Annotated in this window: 11 protein-coding genes and 9 pseudogenes; 14 read left to right on the top strand and 6 right to left on the bottom strand. The window is 61.8% G+C overall.

Annotation, left to right across the window (positions count from 1 at the left end; all coding sequences use genetic code 11):
• Nucleotides 1-346 precede the first annotated feature (346 nt).
• The 3 genes and pseudogenes from EI171_RS11265 to EI171_RS11255 form a co-directional block, all read left to right on the top strand.
• Entirely contained in the window at nucleotides 347-817 is a 471-nt protein-coding gene (locus tag EI171_RS11265; protein ID WP_161533360.1) for a hypothetical protein, read from the top strand.
• A 286-nt stretch (nucleotides 818-1,103) separates the two neighbouring features.
• Nucleotides 1,104-2,450 (top strand): hypothetical protein, encoded by a 1,347-nt coding sequence (locus tag EI171_RS11260; RefSeq protein WP_161533359.1) that lies wholly within the window; start codon nucleotides 1,104-1,106, stop codon nucleotides 2,448-2,450.
• A gap of 624 nt (nucleotides 2,451-3,074) precedes the next feature.
• Nucleotides 3,075-4,494, top strand: a pseudogene (locus EI171_RS11255) (IS66 family transposase); the annotation flags it as partial.
• Between the two features lie 368 nt (nucleotides 4,495-4,862).
• Here the strand turns inward: EI171_RS11255 and EI171_RS11250 are convergent.
• Nucleotides 4,863-6,011 (bottom strand): annotated as a pseudogene (locus EI171_RS11250) (IS91 family transposase); the annotation flags it as partial.
• A gap of 66 nt (nucleotides 6,012-6,077) precedes the next feature.
• A pseudogene (locus tag EI171_RS11245) lies at nucleotides 6,078-6,257 on the bottom strand (integrase); the annotation flags it as partial.
• Nucleotides 6,258-6,365: 108 nt separating this feature from the next.
• On the opposite strand from EI171_RS11245, the pseudogene istA reads away from it, so the two are divergent.
• A pseudogene (gene istA, locus EI171_RS11240) lies at nucleotides 6,366-8,121 on the top strand (IS21 family transposase).
• 4 nt (nucleotides 8,122-8,125) lie between these two features.
• A pseudogene (istB, locus tag EI171_RS11235) lies at nucleotides 8,126-8,892 on the top strand (IS21-like element IS1631 family helper ATPase IstB).
• Here the strand turns inward: istB and EI171_RS11230 are convergent.
• Nucleotides 8,889-9,674 carry a site-specific integrase gene (locus EI171_RS11230; RefSeq protein WP_161536970.1) on the bottom strand — a complete coding sequence of 262 codons (786 nt, stop codon included), beginning with the start codon at nucleotides 9,672-9,674 and terminating at the stop codon, nucleotides 8,889-8,891. The pseudogene istB and the gene EI171_RS11230 sit on opposite strands and share 4 nt — an antisense overlap.
• Before the next feature lie 319 nt (nucleotides 9,675-9,993).
• Here EI171_RS11230 and EI171_RS44690 point away from each other — a divergent pair, with 319 nt between their 5' ends.
• The 7 genes and pseudogenes from EI171_RS44690 (at nucleotide 9,994) to EI171_RS44670 (ending at nucleotide 15,165) form a co-directional block, all read left to right on the top strand.
• Nucleotides 9,994-11,619, top strand: a complete 1,626-nt coding sequence (locus EI171_RS44690) for a tyrosine-type recombinase/integrase (RefSeq protein ID WP_246740500.1) — start codon at nucleotides 9,994-9,996, stop codon at nucleotides 11,617-11,619.
• A gap of 42 nt (nucleotides 11,620-11,661) precedes the next feature.
• Nucleotides 11,662-11,868: a hypothetical protein gene (locus EI171_RS45520; RefSeq protein ID WP_246740499.1), complete on the top strand. Its 207-nt coding sequence runs from the start codon at nucleotides 11,662-11,664 to the stop codon at nucleotides 11,866-11,868.
• Nucleotides 11,865-12,868: pseudogene (locus tag EI171_RS11220) on the top strand (tyrosine-type recombinase/integrase). The gene EI171_RS45520 and the pseudogene EI171_RS11220 overlap by 4 nt, the downstream one beginning before the upstream one ends.
• A gap of 113 nt (nucleotides 12,869-12,981) precedes the next feature.
• Nucleotides 12,982-13,125, top strand: a pseudogene (locus EI171_RS11215) (transposase domain-containing protein); the annotation flags it as partial.
• A gap of 299 nt (nucleotides 13,126-13,424) precedes the next feature.
• Entirely contained in the window at nucleotides 13,425-14,477 is a 1,053-nt protein-coding gene (locus EI171_RS44680) for an ISL3 family transposase (protein ID WP_371740536.1), read from the top strand.
• 107 nt (nucleotides 14,478-14,584) lie between these two features.
• On the top strand, nucleotides 14,585-14,941 hold the full coding sequence (locus EI171_RS44675) for a transposase (protein WP_202633129.1): 357 nt from the start codon (nucleotides 14,585-14,587) through the stop codon (nucleotides 14,939-14,941).
• Nucleotides 14,942-15,027: 86 nt separating this feature from the next.
• Nucleotides 15,028-15,165 (top strand): hypothetical protein, encoded by a 138-nt coding sequence (locus EI171_RS44670; RefSeq protein WP_202633243.1) that lies wholly within the window; start codon nucleotides 15,028-15,030, stop codon nucleotides 15,163-15,165.
• 161 nt (nucleotides 15,166-15,326) lie between these two features.
• On the opposite strand, the gene EI171_RS11200 is transcribed toward EI171_RS44670, so the two are convergent.
• On the bottom strand, nucleotides 15,327-17,417 hold the full coding sequence (locus EI171_RS11200) for a Ulp1 family isopeptidase (RefSeq protein WP_246740498.1): 2,091 nt from the start codon (nucleotides 17,415-17,417) through the stop codon (nucleotides 15,327-15,329).
• A gap of 173 nt (nucleotides 17,418-17,590) precedes the next feature.
• Between EI171_RS11200 and EI171_RS11195 the strand changes: the two are divergent.
• A pseudogene (locus EI171_RS11195) lies at nucleotides 17,591-17,848 on the top strand (transposase); the annotation flags it as partial.
• A gap of 2 nt (nucleotides 17,849-17,850) precedes the next feature.
• Here EI171_RS11195 and EI171_RS11190 read toward each other — a convergent pair.
• The gene (locus EI171_RS11190) at nucleotides 17,851-19,233 is read right to left on the bottom strand and encodes an IS110 family transposase (RefSeq protein WP_161533276.1); all 1,383 of its coding nucleotides are present in this window, start codon (nucleotides 19,231-19,233) and stop codon (nucleotides 17,851-17,853) included.
• Between the two features lie 227 nt (nucleotides 19,234-19,460).
• On the opposite strand from EI171_RS11190, the pseudogene EI171_RS11185 reads away from it, so the two are divergent.
• Nucleotides 19,461-20,336: pseudogene (locus EI171_RS11185) on the top strand (IS3 family transposase); the annotation flags it as partial.
• On the opposite strand, the gene EI171_RS11180 reads toward EI171_RS11185, so the two are convergent.
• Nucleotides 20,333-20,956, bottom strand: coding sequence for a hypothetical protein (locus tag EI171_RS11180; RefSeq protein WP_161533358.1), 624 nt, complete (start codon nucleotides 20,954-20,956; stop codon nucleotides 20,333-20,335). The pseudogene EI171_RS11185 and the gene EI171_RS11180 overlap by 4 nt on opposite strands.
• Nucleotides 20,957-21,382: the final 426 nt, after the last annotated feature.

Below are 21,382 nucleotides of genomic sequence, written 5' to 3'. Positions count from 1 at the left end.
CAAGTTGGATCTGTCTCGGCCTCTGCGTCTAGTTGGTGGCATGATGTAGCAGGCACTTCCTAGCAATCGACATGCCAGAACTCGCGAGCTTGGTTCAGACAATCATCTCTTTGCGATTCAGATCGCCTCGATTGCAATTGCTGTCGGGTTCTGCACATAGAGGTCTTGAATGGGACCGGGGGTGAATACAAAGAATACGGGAGCTACACAGGAAGGGTAATGACGCGCTCAGAGAGGGCAGCGTGTCCACGCGGATGACGAACCTGCGAGAACTTCTCCAGGGAGCCGATACGATCGAAGGAGACGATCAACATCCTGCCCTTCGGTCAGCCGTCTGCGGTTGATCATGCACCGCTACAAATTCCTGTCGACAGGCGATCCAGGAGGCGCTTTCGGCCCTGCCGGAAAGGATGCAACGAACCTTTCACCTTCAGTGATTCTGGGCCTGAATAACCAATCGCAGAGGGAATACGAGCGCTGGCAGCAAAAGGCCGTCGACGTGCTCAAAGACATCCCGAGGGGGCTCGGAACGGCAAGAAGAAGCCCATGCAGGATCTCAATGGCGCCAAGGCGAGCGGTCGCGGAGCATGCACTTGATACCTTCGCCGAGAGCCGCGCCAAACATGCGCGCGACGTTGATTACCTGACAAGGGTCGCCAATCTAGGGCCTAGCGGCTTTCTAAGACTTTCCTGCCGAGCACCAGAGCCAGCTGAGAACTACAATCCGATCGAGAGGATCCGCCGCGGTGCGGCAACCGAGTGTGTGAGCCAAGGAACCGTTGTCGCCACAAACCGTAAGATTTATGATGAAAGTTGATCGAGATGGCGTCGAAGTTGGGTTGACGAAGAGCCCCAATTAGTTGCCGAGATCGTGGCGTCGTCAGAGTGCCGAGGGCGTTGAGCTCGTCCCGAACACGCAAAGCCATACCGCCCGCTCCGCTTCCTCACCAGTCGCGGTCAGGAGCGGCGAAATGACTGATCTGAGATCACAATCCGGTAAGTCTCTAAGCGCGTCAGCTTGTCGACAGCTGGTCCTAATAGAGTGAGAGAGAGCGACACTATCGGCTCGGCATTGCCAACCGACTCAAACCCGGGGAGTTGACATGGACCCATTTAACAGCATCAACCCATTCGACCGTGACCACGCCGCAGTGTCACAACCGCAACAGCAGCAAGCGGAGTTTGAGCCGTACTTGGATGAAGTGCCGCAGCTTGATGCCCCTGTCGTTGCAGAGATTCCTGGTTCTTCAGATCGCTACTATCTTCCTCTGTCTGAGGAAGAGCGTAGCCTCATCGAGGCTTTGGAACTTGGGTACCAGGGGGCCCACGGTCCTCATCCCGAAGACGCCGTCACCAGGCACCTCGGGGACACCGCTGCCCAGCACAGCGCGCCGCGGGAAGCTTGGACTTGGCCGAAAGAGCTGCCTGCGGAAGGTCACGATCAGAACCCGCTGCCGGGGATGATGAGCGAACCGACCCTAACATCGTCTCTCCCAACCGCGCGCGATCACCAGGGACCGGATCGCGGCAAAGCCGTTCGCCGGTTCGACTGGAGCGACGGCTACCAACCGGCTCGGAACGAGCTGACCGGGAGCGCTCCCTTTTCAAGTCACGAGGTCCTCATGGGTGAGGATTACACCGGTGAGTTGAGGCCTGCGAAGAGACAAAGAACACTAAATACGGAAGGGGATGCCATCGGACGCCAGCTGAGCGAGCCCGGCAGTTCAGTCGTTCGCGACCTGATGGAAGACGCCGGCGCACCGTTTCAGGCCAGCGGTCCGCTCGTCATTCCTGCAGAAGGCTACGATCAGGATCTGCTGTGGGCGATGGTGGGAAACGCCGGCCCATCGGCGTCTCTCGAGCCAACCGAGGGTCATCACCAAGGGCTGGATTCGGGCTCGGCCGTTATTCCCTTGAATTTCCGGCAGGGCGACCAGCACGCGTCCGCTGCGCTTGACCGTAGCAACGTTCCGCCGAGCCAGGACAGCCGACCCAACAGTTTTATCGTTCACAATGACCGCTACACGGCGCTGTTCGTGCCCGCCGCGGCGATGAGGCGAAGCACCCCACTCAATCCGCCAGGCCCTGCCATTCCTCTCGAATCTCGACCGGAAAACGTTCCGCAGCCCAGCGCGCAGCCAGCAAATCGAGCCTCACCAGCGCTGCTTGGACGTTCGATGGAGCATGCCGCTCCGGCGTCCTCCAGGGCTGAGAGGACGTCCCCGGCGGCCCGCGAGGTTTATGCTGCATCATTCGCCGTTCCCGAGAATTTTTCGCACGGCACCCAACCCGCCTCGCACACGATGCTCTCGATGCTCGGCCGCTGGGGCCTCTTGCCGGACGCGGCGCAGCCGGTAAAGCAATACGACATTCGCGGCGAGCTCTACACCGCCCTCCTGGGGCCGGGAGGGCCCAACGACGTTCGGCTCATTCATCACCCGACAATGTAGATGCCGGGGGCAATCCCGCGCTAGGAGCCCGTCCACATAGCTTCGGTATTGGACTTGTTAATGGACCATAGCTTGCTCCAGCGACTCGTGCGAGCTTGGCGCGGTTCCCCGGGGCGCGGGTGAGCGCTACCCGGCCCGATTGCGCGATCATCGCTGTGCGGCTCCTCGTTGAGCCACACAGCCATCGCCCTTTGATCTTTCTGAACGCCGAAGCTGCGAAGAACACCTACGGAATTATTACCGTTGCGTTTTACAGCACTGCCATTGATTGGGGCCTCGGCCCCGAGACAGGGGGACGCATCCTCCGAGTAAAGAGGCTGCTTTCCGTGCGCATTGAACAGGCGTCGGCTGAGCTTAGCTGGCTGCAGATGGATGTTGGTCGTCCATTAGCCTCAGATGCACATCCTGGTCGTGGCGTACCGGCAGAAAGCTCCTCTTGCCAACGAGGCGCTGCCCAGCATCTCGTCGTCCCGCCTCGAGCCTATCAGCACCGTACTTAGGGATCGGCAATGGTCGGGTACCGTGCGCGATCTTCATCGCTTAGCCCAACCGACGAGTTCCGCAGCTCACACAGTGCTACCCCGACGCTGCCACCAGCGCCCTTGTCCCGGTTATACTCTTGACATGTGCATTCAAAGTGCCCGCGGAAAGCCGGTACGTGCTCTGCGGTTGCCAACTCAGGTGCGGATTCAGCAGAAGCTGCAGATCGCCAAGCTAAAACATCAGATCTATGGGCAACGGTCAGAGCGTTCAGCGCGGCTGATCGAGCAGTTGGCGCTGACGTTCGAAGAGCTGGAAGCCGACGCCACCGAGGACGAGCTTGCGGCGGAACGGGCCGTGGCGAAGACGACGACGGTTCGTGGATTTGCGCGCCAGCGTGCCGAGCGCCGGACCTTCCCTGAGCATCTGCCCCGGGAACTGGTGATCGATGGGCCTACGGCTTGTGAATGCTGCGGCAGCAATCGCCTTCGCAAGCTCGACGAGGATGTGACCCGCACGCTGGAAGTGGTGCCGCGCCAGTGGAAGGTGATCGAGACGGATCGGGAGAAGTTCTCCTGCCGCGACTGCGAGAAGATCAGCCAGGCGCCGGCCCCATTCCATGCCATCGCCAGGGGATGGGCTGGCCCGAGCCTCCTGGCCATGATCATGTTCGAGAAGTTCGGCCAACATCAGCCGTTGAACCGCCAGGCCGAGCGCTACGCTCTGGAAGGCGTGCCGATCGCACTGTCGACCATGGCGGATGCCGTTGGGGCGGTCTGTGCCTCGCTAGATCCGTTGCTGCGCCGCCTTGAGGCCCATGCATGGCGGCCGAGCGTTCCGACGATACGACCGTGCCGGTGCTGGCTAAGGGTGAGACCGACACGGGGCGGTGCTGGATCTACGTGCGGGACGACAAGCCATTTGGTGGAGCCGGCCCGCCGAGGCGATGTTCTATTACTCCCGCGACCGCAAGGGCGAGCATCCCCAGGGGCATCTGGCCCGAGATGCCGGCATCCTGCAGGCCGACGCCTATGACGGGTACAACCAACTCTATCTGGCGGGACGCCAGCCCGGACCGATCCGGGAGGCTGCCTGCTGGTCGCATGGAAGGCGTCCGTTCTTCGCCATGGCCGACATCGAAGAGAATGCGCGGCGCAAGGCTGCCGGCAAAAAGGAGATCCCACTCTCGCCCATCGCGGTCGAGGTCGTGCGCCGGATCGATGCGCTGTTCGAGATCGAACGCTCCATCAATGGCAGGAGTGCGGAGGAGCGTGTTCAGGTGCGGCAGACGCTGAGCCGTCCCTTGGTCGATGATCTTCAGGTCTACATGCGGGAACAGCTCGCCAAGCTCTCCCGTGGGCACGACCTGGCCAAGGCGTTCAACTATATCCTGAAGCGCTGGGCGAGCTTCACGCTGTTCCTGGAAGATGGACGCGTGTGTCTCTCCAACAATGCCGCCGAACGGGGCTTGCGAGGCATCGCTCTTGGACGGAAGTCCTGGCTGTTCTGCGGATCTGATCGCGGAGGGCGGCGCGCCGCAGCCATGTACAGCCTCATCGTCACTTGCCTATGCCGAGTGCGGCATAGTAGAGAGCGTTTTTAGATTGGCGGCGCGGCACGAAGCTTCAAAGTGCGCTGCTTTGAGTGCGCCGGTAAGCTAAAAACGTGTTGGACGAAGCCGCCTAGCTCGGCGGTGCCGCTATGGAAATTGGATGCGGCATCCCCACGGACAGTGCCGTCGCTGAGGCTTCGGAACATACTCGATGCGGCCTTCATGGCGAAGAATTCTAATCGAGATATGATCTCGCGGACGGAAAGACCGGCGACGCCTGCGCCTCGAGGGCTCGATGTCGGAGGCATGACAATAGGATGCCTGCTGTCTGCCTTGGCAGACGGAGAGAACGATGATCAATGATTGGAAAAGCCCGACCGTCATGAGGTGTCCAGAAGAGGTGGGTCTTGTGACGCAATGGGCGGGAGCACCTCGATGCACACCATCTGCCCTTGACGGCAAGAGGGACATTCCCGCAGGGAAACCCCGGTCAGCTCCTCGACCTTGTCGCGATAATCGCGCCCTTCCTTCGGATTCACCGGAGTATCGGAGTGCTGCATTCCGAGGAGTTCGCGGCAGCGGGCGAGCTTTTGCTTGCGGTAGCGGTTGCCCATGAAACCGTAATAGCGGATGCGCTGAAATCCCTCGGGCAAGACATGGACGAGGAAACGCCGGATGAACTCCCCGGCGTCGAGCGTCATCACCTTTTGTCGGTTCTCGTTGCGATAGTCCTTCCACCGGAAGCGTACCTTGCCATCCTCGATATCGACGATCCGGTTGTTGGCGATTGCCACCCGGTGTGTGTAGCGTCCGACATATTCCAGAACCTGCTCAGCGCCCGCGAAGGGTGGCTTGGCATATACCACCCAGTTGACCTGGCGGGCGGGATCCAGATAGCGCCGGAATGCGACGAGATCGCGCAGCCGTTCCAATGATGAAAAGAATCGCAACTCACCGGCCTCGAATGCCCTTTGCAGGCCTTCGAGAAATAATCGCCGGAAGAGTCGGGAGAGCACGGCGACGGGTAAGAAGAAGCCGGGACGGCACGCGATCCAGCGGCTCCCGTCCGGCGAAAGCCCGCCGCCGGGCACGACGCAGTGGAGGTGGGGATGATGGCTAAGATTCTGCCCCCAGGTGTGAAGCACCGCGAAAAACCCGATCTCCGCGCCGAGGTGTCGCCGATCGGCAGCGATGGTGCGCAACGTCTCGGCGGCCGCGTGGAACAGGATCTTGTAGACCGTGCTGGCATTCTGGAAGGCAATCGCGGCGATCTCGTCGGGAACGGTGAAGACGACGTGGAAATACTGCGTATCGAGAAGCTCCTCCCGCCGAGCCTCGATCCATTCCGCTCGGGCGAGCCACTGGCACTTGGGGCAACTGCGGGAACGGCAGCTGTTGTAAGCGATCCGTCGTTCACCGCAGCGGTCGCACTGTTCGACATGGCCTCCGGGCGCTGAAGTTCGGCAGCGCTCGACGGCAGTCATAGCTGCGCGTCGTTCGGTCGATAGCGAGGCCCAGTGCTGCTCTCGTCAGGCAGCGCCGTAGCGACGGAATATCCGCGACCTCCGGACTTGAGCGGGCCATGAGACTGGCCGTCAGAAATGTTCGGGTGGTGGCGAGGAAGCCTTGGGGATCGGACGCGGCAGCAGTTCAAGCGGGCTCGTCGCTGCGCAAACCTTGTTGGTGGCGATCCGCAGATATTGAGCGGTCGTTGACAGGCTGCGATGGCCGAGCAGGAGCTGGATGGTGCGGAGATCGGTTCCAGCTTCGAGCAGGCCCCGTGGGTCGGTCAAAATCCCCCGGGTATGGTCACTTGAAACTCCCCCACCTGATGATCGCCGTCAGCGCCGCTGAACAGCAGTAGCCGGTCAGGCAGGACGTTTATGTTCGACCCCTTTAGCCAGCAAGGGGCCGGGGAGTTGAACGTCTTGAAGCGACATCTGCAAAGCACCGTACTTACATTACTTGATCACAACACCAGCCAGCGCGAGATCCACAGGCGGACGGGGGTCGATCGCAAGACGATCCGGCGTTACCGGGCGCTGCGGGCTGGTGCGGAGGCAAATTCCCCGGGGAAGTGACCACCGGCACGGTGAGCGCGGACGACCAAATTCCCCCACCCCGACCACCGGCTTTTGGGGTGTCGGAAGCGACAGCCGCCTGCAGCCTGGCCCGCTCGGCCTGCGAACCGCATCGGGCATGGATCGAAGAACAGGTCCGCCTGAAGCGGAATGCGCAGGCGATTTACCAGGACCTGGTCGATCGATTTGGCTTTCCGTCCAGCTATCAGAGCGTCAAGCGGTTTGTGCGCCGGTTGCGGCACGCTGATCCTGAGCAGTTTGATCGTCTTGAGTTCCTGCCTGGCGAGGAGGCCCAGGTCGACTATGGCGAGGGCGCTCTGACGATTGATCCCAGGAGCGGCCGGTACCGCCGTCCCCGCCTGTTTGTGATGACGCTACGCTACTCGCGGCGCAGCTTCCGGCGGGTAGTCTGGAAGTCCAGCCACACGTCTGGGCGCAGCTCCACGAAGAGGCGTTCCGGTATTTTGGCGGGGTCCCCAGCTATGTCGTGCTCGACAACCTGAAGGAAGGCGTCCTCAAGCCGGATTTGTACGAGCCCCAGCTCAACCCGATTTACAGCGCGATGCTGGCTCATTACGCCGTGGTCGCCGATCCCGCGCGCGTGGCCGATCCAAATCGGAAAGGATGCGTCGAGAATGCGATTCAACATACCCAGGGCACTGCGCTGGCCGGACGGCGCTTCGAGACGCTGGAGGCGCAAAACGAGTTCTTGAGGCACTGGGAGGAGAATTGGGCCTCCAAGCGCATCCACGGCAGCACGCGCCGTCAGGTCGAGGCGATGTTCCAGGAAGAGAAGCCGCACCTGCGGCCGCTGCCTGTCGCTCCCTTCCGCATCTTCACCGAAGTCGTCCGGACTGTCTGCGACGACACCACCGTACGCGTCGACAACAGCTATTACGCCGCGCGGCCCGCGCCGATCGGCAGCCAGGTCGTCGTGCGCATCTACACCACCACGATCGAGATCCGTGATCGCCACACCCGTGCGCTGCTGCGTGTTCATTCCCGGATGGCGCACCCCGGTTCTGTCGTCCTGCCGACCAGCGAACGGCCGTTCAACCCGTCGCGGCAAACCGCCGTGCTGCTGGCGAGCGCCGAGCGCATCGGACCGCAGACCAGGGCCTTGTGCCAGCAGGTGTTCGACACCGAAGGGCGCCCCGGACAGCGCGCGATGTGGGGCATTGTCGGGCTGGGCCGGAAGTATCCGGCGCGGCTGGTCGAGCAGGCCTGCGCGCACGCCATCGACAACCGCATCTACCGCTACAAGCACGTGCGTGCGACCGTCGAGCGGTTGTTCGAACAGGCGATTGAGCAGGTTGGAGTGACGCCACAGCCGGCATCGCCGCTCACCCAGGATCATCCGCTGATCCGTACCCCCGCGGAATACGGCGACCTCTTCAGCCGCGCTGTGCGGCGCGACGCCGACGATAATGGTCGGCAGGCCGAGGCTCACGACGATCACGCCACGGCAATCCGCGCTCGTGTCGCCTGCGCAACCCCGGCCAGCTCCGGCGCCACGAGCGCTCCCGCTGCACCTTCTCACCTTAAACTGGAGACCTAGCCACATGATGACCATGCCGGAAATTGAGCGTTGCCTACGACAGCTGCGCCTGTCGGGTGTCCGCGACACGCTGCAGACGCGCGTGCTCCAGGCGCAGGGCGCCAACCAGCCCTTCCTCGAGACCTTCTCCCTTATCCTGCAGGATGAACTGGACCGTCGTCAGTCCCGTCTTATCGAGCGGCGATACCAGCAATCCGGGCTCGACGAAAAGCTGACGCTCGCCGAGTTCGACTGGTCCTTCAATCCCAAACTGCCACGTCAGACCTGCTTCCAGCTCCACACCCTGGCGTTCATTGCCGCTGGCGAGAACGCTCTGCTTGTCGGCAAACCTGGCACCGGGAAGTCGCACATCGCCAAGGCGATTGCCTATCAGGCGATCCTGCAAAGCCACAAGGTCCAGTATCTTGAGACCGACGACTTCTTCCACCGCTACGCCCTGAACTCTCCGGCACAACGCGAGGTCCGGCTGCGAACCATCATCGACTGCGATCTCCTCGTGCTGGACGATCTATTCCTCGCACGCGCCATCCCCGACGACGCCGGCACTTTGCTGCAGACCCTGATCCATCAGCGCTACAAACTGCGCCGCAGCGTCATCGTCACCTCCAATCGCGTCGTGCAGGATTGGGGGCATACCTTGGGGACAACACTATGAGCACGACGATCCTCGATCGCCTTATGCATCATTGCCATCTGCTTGAGTTCGACGGACGCAGCTATCGCCTCAAAGAAGCCGCTGAAGCTCTTGCCCGGGAAACAAACTCAAACTAACAGTCCCTTGTCCTGCCTCGCGGGTGGAGGAATTTGACTGACCACACCCGGAGGAATTTGAAGTGACCCGCGGGGAGCAGGTGCACCGCAAATGCGTGCCGCAGGGAATGAGGTGTTACCGGCTTGGAGAGTTTCGACATCCGATGTGCCTGGCGGCAGGTGGCATCCACGGCGCTTGTCGATATCGGTTCTCCAGCAACGGCACCGGGAAACATCCATGTTCCGGTTGGTCGCACGGCGCGCCAATAGTCCGTCAGCACCTCCAGTAACCTGGCCGACAGCATGACGTAGCGGTCTTTCTGTCCCTTGCCCTGCTCGACGCGCAACACCATGCGCTGGCGATCGATAGCCTCGGGCTTCAGCCGGGTCGCCTCGGAAATACGTAGGCCGGCGGCATAGCATGTCGTCAGGATCGCCTGGTGTTTGAAGCTCTCGATGCAGCCAAGGAAGTGCAGCACCTCCTCGGGGCTGAGAATGACGGCCAATGTCTTTGGCGCCTTTGGGCACGGAATGATCCGGTCGAAATCCCAATCGAGGCCGAGCGTGACGCGGTAGAGAAATCGAAGCGCCGCGACGGTCACTTGCACCGAGCGTGGCGCCAGCTTCTTCTCGTTCGTCAAATAGACCTGGTAGGCGTGGATATCCTCCGGCCCGAGCAAAGCCGGCGATTTAGCGAAATGCCGGGCGAACTGCGAAACTTGCAGCAAATACGAATCCTGCGTGTGTCGCGACAGGTTGCGGACCTGCATGTCTTCCATCATGCGTAACCGAAGCGAGGTCATAGCGAACTCCTTGACAAGAGGGACGCTACCCGCGGGCAGCAACACCATCTTGTCAGGGGCAAGCGCTTCTGAAATCGTGTGGATTACGTCGCTGTGCGGGGTGCCGAGGTCAGTCAGAGACACGGGCTGGCTTCAAGGGGGATACGCCGCGCTCAACGCGGATACCCTCCCGCGGAGCGGGTTCGTCCAAGCACGTTTATGCCGCCCGCCGAACTATGCCGAGTCGGGTCGTTTTCCCCAGATTTCTCGCTGACCGGCGTTTGGTCGGTTCGGCATAGTTCGTTCTATGCCTCCGCTTTCAACAGCGGAGAACAGGAAGATGGAAGTTGAAGAGTACTTGGGCAGAAGCCGGCTGTACCGGCGTCTCAGAGCCGGGCCGCACGGACAGTTCGTCGAGCGCTACGCCGCTCGTCTCGTCGAACAGAGGATCGTTTGGCACGGCACGTGGCGTTGCCTCAACGTGGTTGGCGGGCTCCTGAGCTGGATCGCGGGCCGTCGCTACAAGCTGGTCGATCTCGATGAGCAGGTCGTTGAGCAGTACCTCCGACATCGAGGCGGGAGGCAGTCTATCCAAGCCGGTGACCGAGCTGCGCTCAAGCGATGGCTGTCGGTGCTGCGCGAGGAAGGCGCGATCGCGCCGTTGGTGCTACCGCCTCTCACCCCGCACGAACGGATCTTCAAGGAGTTCCTACCTGCGATCAGAGCGCGGCTTGGCCCCGAGGTCCATCGTCCGCCATCTCCCAGTCATCCGCAGGTTCCTGCACGAGGTGTGCTCCGGCGGCCCGGCCCCCTGTGCAAGATCAGCCAAGAGGACGCGATCCGCTACGTTGAACGCCACGCCCAGGATTGGAGCCCGGGAACAGGCAAGGCGATGTGCTGGTCGTTACGTGCCTTTCTCCGCTACCTCCACCATCGGAGGCTGAACTCGCGCTCGTTGGCGGATTGCGTTCCATCGATGCGCCGATGGAAGCTCGCAACTCTACCGACCCATCTGCCTGCCGCTCAGGTGCGGAAGGCTCTCGACGGTTGCGACCGAGAGACGGTGATGGGACGGCGCGACTACGCCATTCTGTTGTTGCTGGCCAAGCTCGGCCTGCGGGCCGACGAGGTTGCGACGCTCACCCTCGACGATATCGACTGGCGCGCCAGCGAGATACTCGTTCGCGCCAAGGGCCGACAGCGCGCACGAATGCCGATACCGCCAGACGTTGGCGCGGCTATCGTTGCATATCTGCGCAATGGCCGCCCAAAGTCGTCGTGCCGACGGCTGTTCGTCCGCACACTCGCGCCACACGTCGGCTTTGCTTCGGGATGCGCGATCACCATGATCGCCAAGGCCGCTCTCGATCGCGTTGGAATCGAAGGTTGCGCCCACCGCGGCGCCCATATCTTCCGACATAGTCTCGCTACAGAGCTTCTCCGATCTGGGGCGACCTTGTCGGAGATCGGACAGTTGCTGAGGCACGAGAGCGACGTGCGCGGGTTCGCGCGCCATGTCGCTAACTTCGATCCGAGAACGGAGGTGTCGCCCGTCGGCATGCTGCCCGGATGGAAGCGCGCCAAGCCCTATGTCTACAGCGACGCGGAGATCGATGCGTTGCTGACGGCAGCGCTGGCTCTGCCGCCAGCGGACGGGCTGCGCCGATGGACCTACCATACCTTGTTCGGGCTGATCGCGGTGACAGGCATACGTATATCCGAGGCGATGGGCCTGGAGCGTGATGACGTCGACCTCGACGCCGGCGTGCTGACGGTCCGGCTGACCAAGTTCGGCAAGTCGCGGCTCGTGCCATTGCATCCGACGACGAGAACCGCGCTGCGCGACTACGCCCACCGGCGCGATGCGCTGCTCGGATCACGCTGCGGCTCGACCTTCTTCGTTGCCGAACAGGGAGGCCGATTGCTGCACCAGTACGTTCATCGCGTCTTCTGGCGATTGTCCTGAGAGATCGGGCTGCGGCGCCCAGGTGATCGTACCGGGCCACGCGTGCACGACTTCCGTCATCGCTTCGCCATCCGGACGCTGCTCGACTCGTATCGCGAAGGCAAGGACGTCGAGCAGCAACTCCCAGTTCTCTCCACTTACCTCGGCCACGCCTGCGTGCGCGATACTTACTGGTATCTCTCGGCCTGCCCCGAGTTGATGGAAGAAGCGGCGCGGCGTCTCGATCGGCGATGGGAGGTGACGCCATGAAGCCCACCCGCAATGTCGCCACGTTGATTGAGCGCTTCTTCACCGAGCGCCTCATGCACCAGCGCAATGTTAGCGCCAACACGATCGCCTCCTACAGGGACACGTTCCGGCTGCTGTTCATGTTCGCACAGGAGCGGCTGCGGAAGTCCCCATCGGCCCTGACGCTCGCCGATCTGGATGCAACGTTCATCGGCGCGTTCCTCACCGATCTCGAGGTAAAGCGCGGCGCCAGCGCGAAGACGCGTAACCTGCGTCTGACGGCCATCAGATCCTTCTTCAGGTTCGTGTCCTTCGAGGAACCGGCACACAGTGCGCTGATCCAGCGCGTGCTCGCCATACCGAGTAAACGCCACGACAAGCGACAGGTGCACTTCCTGACGCGCCCCGAGATCGAGGCGGTTCTCGCCGCGCCCGATCGAACGACGTGGCTTGGTCGCCGCGATCACACCTTGCTGCTGGTCGCGGCCCAGACGGGCTTGCGCCTCTCAGAGCTGACTGGCCTTGACCGGGATACCGTCCACCTCGGGTCTGGTGCACACGTACGATGCGTCGGTAAAGGGCGGAAGGAGCGGACCACTCCGCTGACCACACTCGCTCGGTGTGCGCTCCAGGCATGGCTCAAGGAACCGTTGCGGAAAGGAGCAACGGCGTTGTTCCCCAACCTGCACGGGGGCCGGCTCAGTGCCGACAGCGTCCAGTCCCTGCTGGGAAAGCATGTTCGTGTCGCTCACAAGAGTTGCCCGTCTTTGAAGGCCAAGAGCGTGTCACCGCACGTGCTGAGGCACAGCGCTGCGATGGAACTGCTGCAAGCCGGCGTCGACTGCTCCGTGATCGCGCTGTGGCTCGGTCATGAATCGGTCGAGACGACGCAGACGTACCTGCACGCCCACCTCGCCCTGAAGGAAGCTGCCCTGGCGAAGCTCAAGCCGTACGAGCGCGGCAAGCGCGAACCCGCTTCCAGCCGAACGACCGCCTCGTCGCCTTCCTCGAGGCGCTCTGAACGACCAGACTATGCCGATTGGAATGGGGCTGCCCTGCACGCGATCGACGGTGCCAGCGTGACAACGGCGTGCCATACCAAATCCGTTCGGCATAGTTCGGCGGGCGGCATAAACGGCGAAAATGAACGGCATCGACCCGCAGGCCTGGCTCGCCGATATCCTCGCCCGCATTGCCGCCCATCCGGCTCGTCGGCTGGACGAACTTCTGCCCTGGAATTGGACGCCGGCATCAGCACTCTCCGCTCGAGCGGCATGACCACGCACGTCAACAAGGTCCATCACGTCACCACCATCACCCAGGTCGCGAAAGAACTCGGCGAAGACGAAGATTGGCTGTGGGACATCGCCTGCACGGCGGCGATCAAGGTGAGACTCCGGCGACAATCAGGGGTTCTTCCGCATATTTGGTGCAAGGTGCGGGATTCACGGACGGTGCGAATAAGGGCATAAGGTTGGAATCGCAGTCGACGCTCGTGATTCGCCTTGCTCCATGCCTTCCGCTCGCTGACTTCTCCCGAGCTTTCGATTGTCCAGATCCTTCCCCAGACGGACAGGGTGGTGCTCGTGGCTCGGCCGAAGTCAGCGGTCTCGCTCTGTCCCTGTTGCGGCTGCCAGACGGGTCGCGTCCACAGCCATTACGTGCGACGCTTAGCCGATCTGCCATGGCAAGGTCGAGTGGTCGAAATCCGGCTTCAGGCGCGACGCTTTCGATGCGCGAATCCGCAATGCTCGCGTCAGATATTCACCGAGCGGCTACCGGCAACGGTGCGGCCGAAAGCAAGACGCACAACCCGTCTCGGCGAGAGCCAACTGGCGATCGGCTTTGCGGTCGGCGGAGAGCCCGGCTCGCGCCTGTCGCGCAAACTGGCCATGCCGGTCAGCGGCGACACCTTGCTCCGAATGGTTCACTCGGCTCCCTTGCCGGATTTCGTTGCCCCGACCGTCGTCGGCATCGACGATTGGGCTTGGCGTCGTGGCCAGCGATATGGAACGATCATCTGCGATCTGGAGCGCAATTGCGTGCTTGACCTGCTTCCCGATCGTAATGCCGACAGTGTTGCGCGCTGGCTGAAGCGCTGGCCGGGCATCAAGGTCGTAGCCCGCGACCGTGCGGGCCTTTATGCTGATGGCGCACGCTGCGGCGCGCCCAACGCGGTGCAGGTGGCGGACCGCTGGCACCTGCTCAACAGTCTGGGTGGGGCCCTGCGCCACGCTGTCGGCCGCCATCGTCACAACGTAGCCGCCGCCGTGCAAATCATGGCGTCCGTGCAACGACCGAAGACTGGCAGTTCCACGCTCCCGCCCGGCCTTGCACAATTGCGGGCGGATCGAAAGGCTGCACGACGCGAACGCTGGGATGAAATCTGTCGCCTACGCGAGCAAGGTTGCCCGACATCTGGGATCGCCAACTGCTCGGCGTCGACAGGCGCACGGTTCAGCGCTGGCTGGCCGCTGGCGGCGAACCGGAGCATTCGCGTCCTCACATACCTTCACATCTTCTCGCGCCCTTTGAGGCATGGCTGGAAGCGCGGTGGGCCTCCGGCTGCCAGGTGGGCCAGCAGCTTTGGCGCGAGCTTCAGCAACAGGGTTATACTGGAAGTCGGGTGACCGTCGCGCGATGGGCCGCTGACAGGCGTGCCCATGCAGGCTCCGGAGGAGCAGCACAACCGCACCCAACCTGGAAAGCTCCCTCGCGTCGTCGCTGTGCTTGGTATTTGAGTCGGGATCTGGATCAGATCGATGCTGACGCCAGGCTGTTCCTCGGTCACTTGTTTGCGCGAGCTCCGGAACTCGCCACGACAGCAGAGCTAGCGAAGCGGTTTGCGTCTCTTCTCAGAGGCAGCGACATCGCCGAGCTCGATAAATGGATCGCACAAGCAGCCACCAGCGAGCTCAAGAGCTTCGCCAACGGCATCGCGCGCGACATCGACGCGGTCCGAGCGGCAATAACAACCCCCTGGACAACCAGTCCGGTCGAAGGCCAGATCAGCAGGATCAAAGCCATCAAACGACAAATGTATGGCCGGGCAAGCTATCCGCTATTGCGTCGACGCGTCCTTCTGGCTGCCTGAGAACGACCGCCCAACCTATCCAACCCCAGCTGCTGCACCAAATATGCGGAAGAACCCCTCATTGTCGCGCTATAAGCGCCAACGAAATGGAGATCGAGGACGGCGTCATCTGGGTCTATGGCGTCGGAGAACACGGCATCCAGGCGTTCACCGACTTTGGAATCGAAAACCTCATCGAGCTGATCAGGTTCTACAAAGAGAACCCTGGACTGCTCAGGCGGTAACCCTGCGGCCTACGCCGAGTGGATACCTTCCCCAGACTGCGCTCGCCGGATGGCTGCGCCGGGCTGTGTTGCTGGGCGGCGGCCTGATTCCGGTCCTTCGTGCCCGAGGCCCAGGCCGTCGGCGTTGCCGCTCCAGCCTGAGCTATCCGCCCACGGCGACATCAGCCCCTGAGTCGGATCTGCAATGCCTGCCGATTGGCACCGACGTCGCTGAGATTCCGCAGGTCTGGCTCCCGTCCTTGCGCCAATCGCCTAACCAGCTCCCGCGTGCCGTCCACGACAAAGACGCCGCAATCATAAGTGTTCTGCTGCTGGGCCATGACGGCTAGCTCCAGGGGGAGGTTCAGCCTTCTTGCGAGATGTTCTGCATCTCTGTTGTTGAGTCCGCCGTAGGAATCGTAGTGATAGGCGACCGGCCGCCCCCGGTCGCTGCGATCGACGAACAGGAGCGACCAATGGTTGCCGCGGCTATTAGGATCTTCAGGATTGCCATTAATCACGGGCAGGAACAGGAAGTCGGCTGTATCATTACCATTATCGTCATAGACGATGCGCTGGAACTCGGTTAGCACGACGCCATCGTCGTTAGAGCGCAGATAATTTAGGGCGATGAGGGGATTCACGAACCGCGTCCGGGCGGCGAGATCCGGATCGTTCCTCTGCAAATCCTGATCCTGGAGCCCGTAATCCCTGTCGATATGCTGGTCGCCCAGCCATTCTGTGTCATCGAGCACCAGCCCGTGGCCGTGAGACGAGACTGTCGGATCTAAAGCCCCGATCTGAGCATTAGCGGAGGTGCTCGGAAACGGGCGTACAGAATTAGCATCGTCACGTGATTCGGACGGCCTAGGCGCAGTCAGATCGACCAATGGAAAACCGCGGTAGGCGTCTGAGCGAGCCCTGGCAGCCGGCGCCGGCGCAAAGTGAGCATCGTCGCGCAACTCGGACGGCGTGGGCGCATCCAGATGCACCAATGACGCAAGACCGCCGTAGATGTCTGACGGCTGAGCCGGCGCGTCCGATGGTTCGGTGAAGAGCGGCGGTCTGGCGGCAGCCCCACCCACCGGCGCCGACTGAGCATCGTCTCGCATCTGCTGCGGTGTGTACAGCAGATCAACGAAAGAGTTGAGACCGCGGTAGATGTCTGACGACTGAGCTGGCGCGTCTGATGGTTCGGTGAAGAGCGGCGGTCTGGCGGCAGCCCCACCCACCGGCGCCGACTGAGCATCGTCTCGCATTTGCTGCGGTGTGTACGGCAGATCAACGAAAGAGTTGAGACCGCGGTAGATGTCTGACGACTGAGCTGGCACTTCTGATGGTTCGGTGAAGACCGGCGGTCTGGCGGCAGCCCCACCCACCGCCGCTGACTGAGCATCGTCTCGCATCTGCAGCGGCGTGTACGGCAGATCAACGAAAGAGTTGAGACCGCGGTAGATGTCTGACGACTGAGTTGGCGCGTCCGACGGTCGGGTGACGAGCGGCGGTTTGGCGGCAGCCCCACTCACCGGCGCCGACTGAGCATCGTCTCGCATCTGCTGCGGCGTGTACGGCAGATCAACGAAAGATTGAAGACCGCGGAAAATGTCTGGCGACTGAGCTGGCGCGTCCGATAGTCCGATGAAGAGCGGCGGTCTGGCGGCAGCCCTACCCACCGGCGCTGACTGAGCATCGTCTCTCACTTCCTGCGAGGTGTACGGCAGATCAACGAAGGAGTCGAGACCTCGGTAGAACGCCGACGACCCATCTGGCACCGCTTCCGGCGGCGACCACGTTGATTTCGACTCGCCACGCCGCGGCTCCCCACCCGCCTGTTCAGGGCAGACGCCCAGCGCAGCGTTCGCCTCGACGAGCCATAGGTAGTTCCGAAGCCGATCAAAGCCCATGTCCGCGTTTCGATTGGATTTTTTAAAGTCCTTGTAATCGTCGTTGAACGACTTTTGCTGCTCACTGGTGCCGGTGAGTCGGCTCACTAGGCTCCCGCGCCCCTCCCTTTGGAGCCAAGCGGCGAATCTTCGTTGGTTGCGGGCCAGATTTTGAACATCTTTCTTCCGGCTAGTCTCCTCGGGTTTGAGCATGCTCAGCGCTGCCTTTTCCAGGCCATCAATGATGCGGGCGTCATCGGAATAAAGATGCGATGCGGGCGACGGGACAGCATAACCGCTGGGCTCCTGAGATGCACCCGCGCCGGAAACGTTTTCGGCATCGCGAACCTTGCTTAATGCGAACAATAAAAGTTCGTCGTTCGGGAACAACTTTTGAGCGAATTCGATGCGCGCAGCGTCGTCTAGCCCAGATATCGAGTAGCCCGCACGATTAAGCGCGTTAGAAAATCTGCGAAGACAGAGCCGGCTCCACAAATTTGGACAGGACGATAAGTGGAATTTCTGCCTGACAGCGGCGATAATCGCCGTGAACAGGAGAAACCATGAGCAGACGACCGCGCCGGAACCACTCACCGGCCTTCAAGGCGAAGGTGGCGCTGGCCGCCGTCAAGGGCGATCGCACGATAGCCCAGTTGGCGGAGCATTTCGACGTTCATCCCAATCAGATTACGGCCTGGAAATCCCAGCTTGAGGGCGGCGCCTCCGATATTTTCGGACCGGGAGGCGGGACACCGGCCACGCCCGCGGTCGATGTGAAGTCGCTGCACGCCAAGATCGGAGAGCTGACGCTGGAGAACGATTCCTAAGAAACAGCATCGCCGACGTTCGGCTCCAAGGGCTGGAGAACGAAGCCGAATGCCTTGGCACGCCGATGCAAATTGTTGACCACTCGCGTCCGGTAGCGCGTCTCGTAGGACGAGGCCCCGGGATCGACATAGTCCATTCCGTATCGCACAGCATTGTAGAACAGAACTGCGATCTTGCGGGCCGTGGCGGTCACTGCCTTGGCCTTACCGATGCGCGATGAAAGTCGCCTGTAAAAGGCGCCGAGCGCAGTATTGGTGCGTCCGACGGTGACGGCAGCAAGGCGCAGAAGCGCCGCCGCCCGGCCGCCGGATCGGCGCGTTCGGGACGAGAGCCTTTTGCCGCCGGAGACCTTGTTGCTCGGCGCCAGTCCTAGCCAGGAGGTAAAATGCTTTGCACTTGGCCACGAGGAGAGGTCGTCACCGCATTCAGCGATCAGCTTCAGCGAGAGGTAAGGACCGAGGCCGTCGATCGTGGTGATGTCTTTTCCCAGCAACGCGAATAGCGCCTCGCGGACGTCGAAAGCTAGAGCGTTCGCCTGATCGGTTCGATTCCGACGCAGCGAGGCCGGCGGTGCTGGTCCATGACCACGACCGCGATGGTTGCTCAGTTCCTTCAACACGGCTTCGATCCGGGCGTCGCAGGCAGATGCCTTCTCGTGGTAGGTGTCGTAAAGCGCAAGTGCCTGCTCGAGCGCAAACAGATGCTCGGCGCGGTAGCTCCCGGTGAGCGCCTTCGCAATCGTCTCGGCACTGGAGTGGCAACTGTAATGGCGCAAGCACGCCAGCGCCTCGGGATCGCGCTCGCCGGCAAGGATCGCGCGTATGATACGCAGGCCGGTCGCGCCGGTGATGTCGGCGACGACGTGGTGGAGCTGAAGATTCATCTCCGTCAAGGCCTTCTGCATATGCTGGATGTGTGAGGCCGCGTACTCCAGCAGACGCTCGCGCTGACGCACGTAGGCTCGCAGCTCGGCAATCTGCCCTTTGGGCTGAAAGCTGGCCCGCAGCAACCCGAATGAATGGAGCCGCTGCAGCCATTGCGCATCGCTGACATCGGTCTTACGCCCCGGCACGTGCTTGGCATCCCGCGCGTTGACAAGAAACACCGTAAATCCCCGGGCATCGAGAAGCTCGAAAATTGGAATCCAGTAGACGCTGGTCGATTCCATGACGACGGTCTCGACGCCGCATTCCGTAAACCAGTCGACCAGCCGATGCAGATCGGCCGTGAAGGTACCGAAACTGTGGACTGGCTCCGGTGCGCGATCTGCCCTAACGGCCGCCATATGCATGGTGGCGCCAACGTCGATGGCAGCCGCGTTCGGGTGCACCATCGGCATCTTACCGCCGTCCTTCGACTTCGATCTTTTGGGATTCATCTGTAGTTCCTCCTGACTCCGGCGGAAGGGCTGGGCTGCGCAATTCATTCAAATTCCTAAACGGGATCGCCGAGATGGCGTCACCACTCTCAAGTGCGCAACAGCCCATGGACCAGGTTTTTTGACGGGGTCACGTGCCACCAAAATCGTATCGGCCGCTCCCTTCCGGCCGCAGTCTAGCGGTTGCCCGTTTCTATCCCACAGGGGGCGCGCAGCGTCGCGCATAGTTTTTTAGAAGGCGCGCTCACCAAGGCGGGATGGCTGAGCGCAAAGCGATGATCGATTGTGAACACGATCTACCGATCACCAAGCAAGCAGAGATTTTGAAGGTCAGCCGCAGCAGCGTGTACTATCTGCCGCGTCCAGTCTCTTCAGCCGACCTCGAGATCATGCAGCGTCTCGATCGGCTGCATCTGGAGTATCCCTTCGCCGGTTCGCGTATGTTGCGAGGCCTGCTGGCTTTGCAGGGGTGCAAGATCGGCCGCCGGCATGTGAAGACGCTCATGCGGCGGATGGGGATAGAGGCGCTCTATCGCCGCCCGCGCACCACCAAGCCCGAGCCCAGTCACAAGATCTATCCGTATCTGCTGCGCGGCATCGAGATCACGCGGCCGAACCAGGTCTGGGCCATGGACATCACCTACATTCCAATGGCGCACGGCTTCGTTTATCTCGCCGTGGTGCTGGACTGGGCGACACGCCGTGTTCTGTCGTGGCGGCTGTCGATCACGATGGAGGCGGCCTTCTGCGTCGGGACGTTGGAGGATGCTCTCGCTCGTCATGGCAGGCCGGAAATCTTCAACACCGACCAGGGTTCGCAGTTCACGGGCGCGGCGTTCACCAGTCTGCTTGCCAGCTACGGCATCGCCATCAGCATGGATGGCAAGGGGGCATGGCGGGACAACGTGTTCGTCGAACGGCTGTGGCGCAGCGTCAAATACGAGGAGGTCTATCTGCGAGCCTATGAAAACGTCAGCGAGGCCCGTAACTCGATCGGCCGGTATCTCGACTTCTACAATCGCCGTCGCCCACATTCGAGCCTTGACGACCGCACCCCGGATCAAGCCTACTTCGATCTTCCTCCGCTCCGCGCGGCGGCCTAACCCCGGCAGACGCTCCACTTATCGACGCGGAAGTTTTGTTCAGACAACCGGGACCAGTTCAGACTACGATCATGACGAGCAGCACTGCCCGACGTCATGCCACTGGCATTAAGCCGCTCTGAGAGGGGCGCGTCTTCCGCTGAAGGGATCGTGCGCGGCCGTCCGCCAGAAGCTACATAGCTCGGATCATGATACGCACGAAGGACACCCAACCCTTTCTTCATGTCTTCGTCGTTCGGGAAGTAAGTCTTGACGTGACGGACCAGGGACAGGTGGTCACCCAGATCAATCGTTTTGCGATGAGCGCCAAGATCATTTCCAAGTCGGCGAAGCGCCTGCGTATAGCGCTTAACCGTCTTCAGTTGTGGGTTTTTCTGAGCGCCATATTGGGCAATCGCCTTGTCGATAATGTCCCGATGTTCTGCAGAGAGATGGGGATGGTAGTTGCGGCCGCTGCGGCCGCTACCGGAGACAGGACCCGGATCGGGCGGGCGCGCCTCGGCCAAGTGCTGCTCAAAGCCCTCTTGCTCGGCATGGCTCCCCTGGTCCTTTTCCAAGACGGCGTGCTGCACCTGGGACCAAGCTGTTGGATTGGATGGATCGGAATTGTACGGGTCCACGCTAGCCTCACGTCCAAGAAATCAATTGAGCTGATCCTATTATGGATAGGCTTTCCAGAAGCTGACGAGATCGTGGCTCGTGAGGCAATGCATCGCGACATCTGCAGAACGAAACGCCCCGCGGCTCTCGATCGTCGCGGAGCTTCATGGGGTGTCAGGACCCGCCTTCCTCCCGGCCGATGAAGTCTTGCGGCGGCATGGGAGCCGACGTCTCGTCATTGCTCGGGTTGTTGGGACCCGCCTAGTCGTCGGGCGCGTCCCTAGCCGGAACGCATTGCGCGGTGCCCCAAACGATAGTCACACGCTATCGCCCCAGGGGGACGCTCCGCTCGATAGCGAGCAACTAGTGCAAAACGGCATACCGGCGGCGCCGCAGGTGCACGCACGGGTGCCAAGCCACAGTTGACCGGATCGTTCTCGCAAATC

Source organism: Bradyrhizobium sp. LCT2, assembly GCF_009931255.1.
In the GTDB taxonomy this organism is placed as follows: Bacteria; Pseudomonadota; Alphaproteobacteria; order Rhizobiales; family Xanthobacteraceae; genus Bradyrhizobium; species Bradyrhizobium diazoefficiens.
Note: the sequence above shows the minus strand (reverse complement) of the source record. Positions and strands in the feature narration are given on the sequence as shown.

Bases quoted from the DNA above. Each gene is read 5' to 3' on its own strand.
- EI171_RS11265 (WP_161533360.1), top strand. From the start codon at position 347: ATGCACCGCTACAAATTCCTGTCGACAGGCGATCCAGGAGGCGCTTTC.
- EI171_RS44690 (WP_246740500.1), top strand. From the start codon at position 9,994: ATGGAAGTTGAAGAGTACTTGGGCAGAAGCCGGCTGTACCGGCGTCTC.
- EI171_RS11260 (WP_161533359.1), top strand. From the start codon at position 1,104: ATGGACCCATTTAACAGCATCAACCCATTCGACCGTGACCACGCCGCA.
- EI171_RS11190 (WP_161533276.1), bottom strand. From the start codon at position 19,233: ATGAATCCCAAAAGATCGAAGTCGAAGGACGGCGGTAAGATGCCGATG.
- EI171_RS11230 (WP_161536970.1), bottom strand. From the start codon at position 9,674: ATGACCTCGCTTCGGTTACGCATGATGGAAGACATGCAGGTCCGCAAC.
- EI171_RS44670 (WP_202633243.1), top strand. From the start codon at position 15,028: ATGGAGATCGAGGACGGCGTCATCTGGGTCTATGGCGTCGGAGAACAC.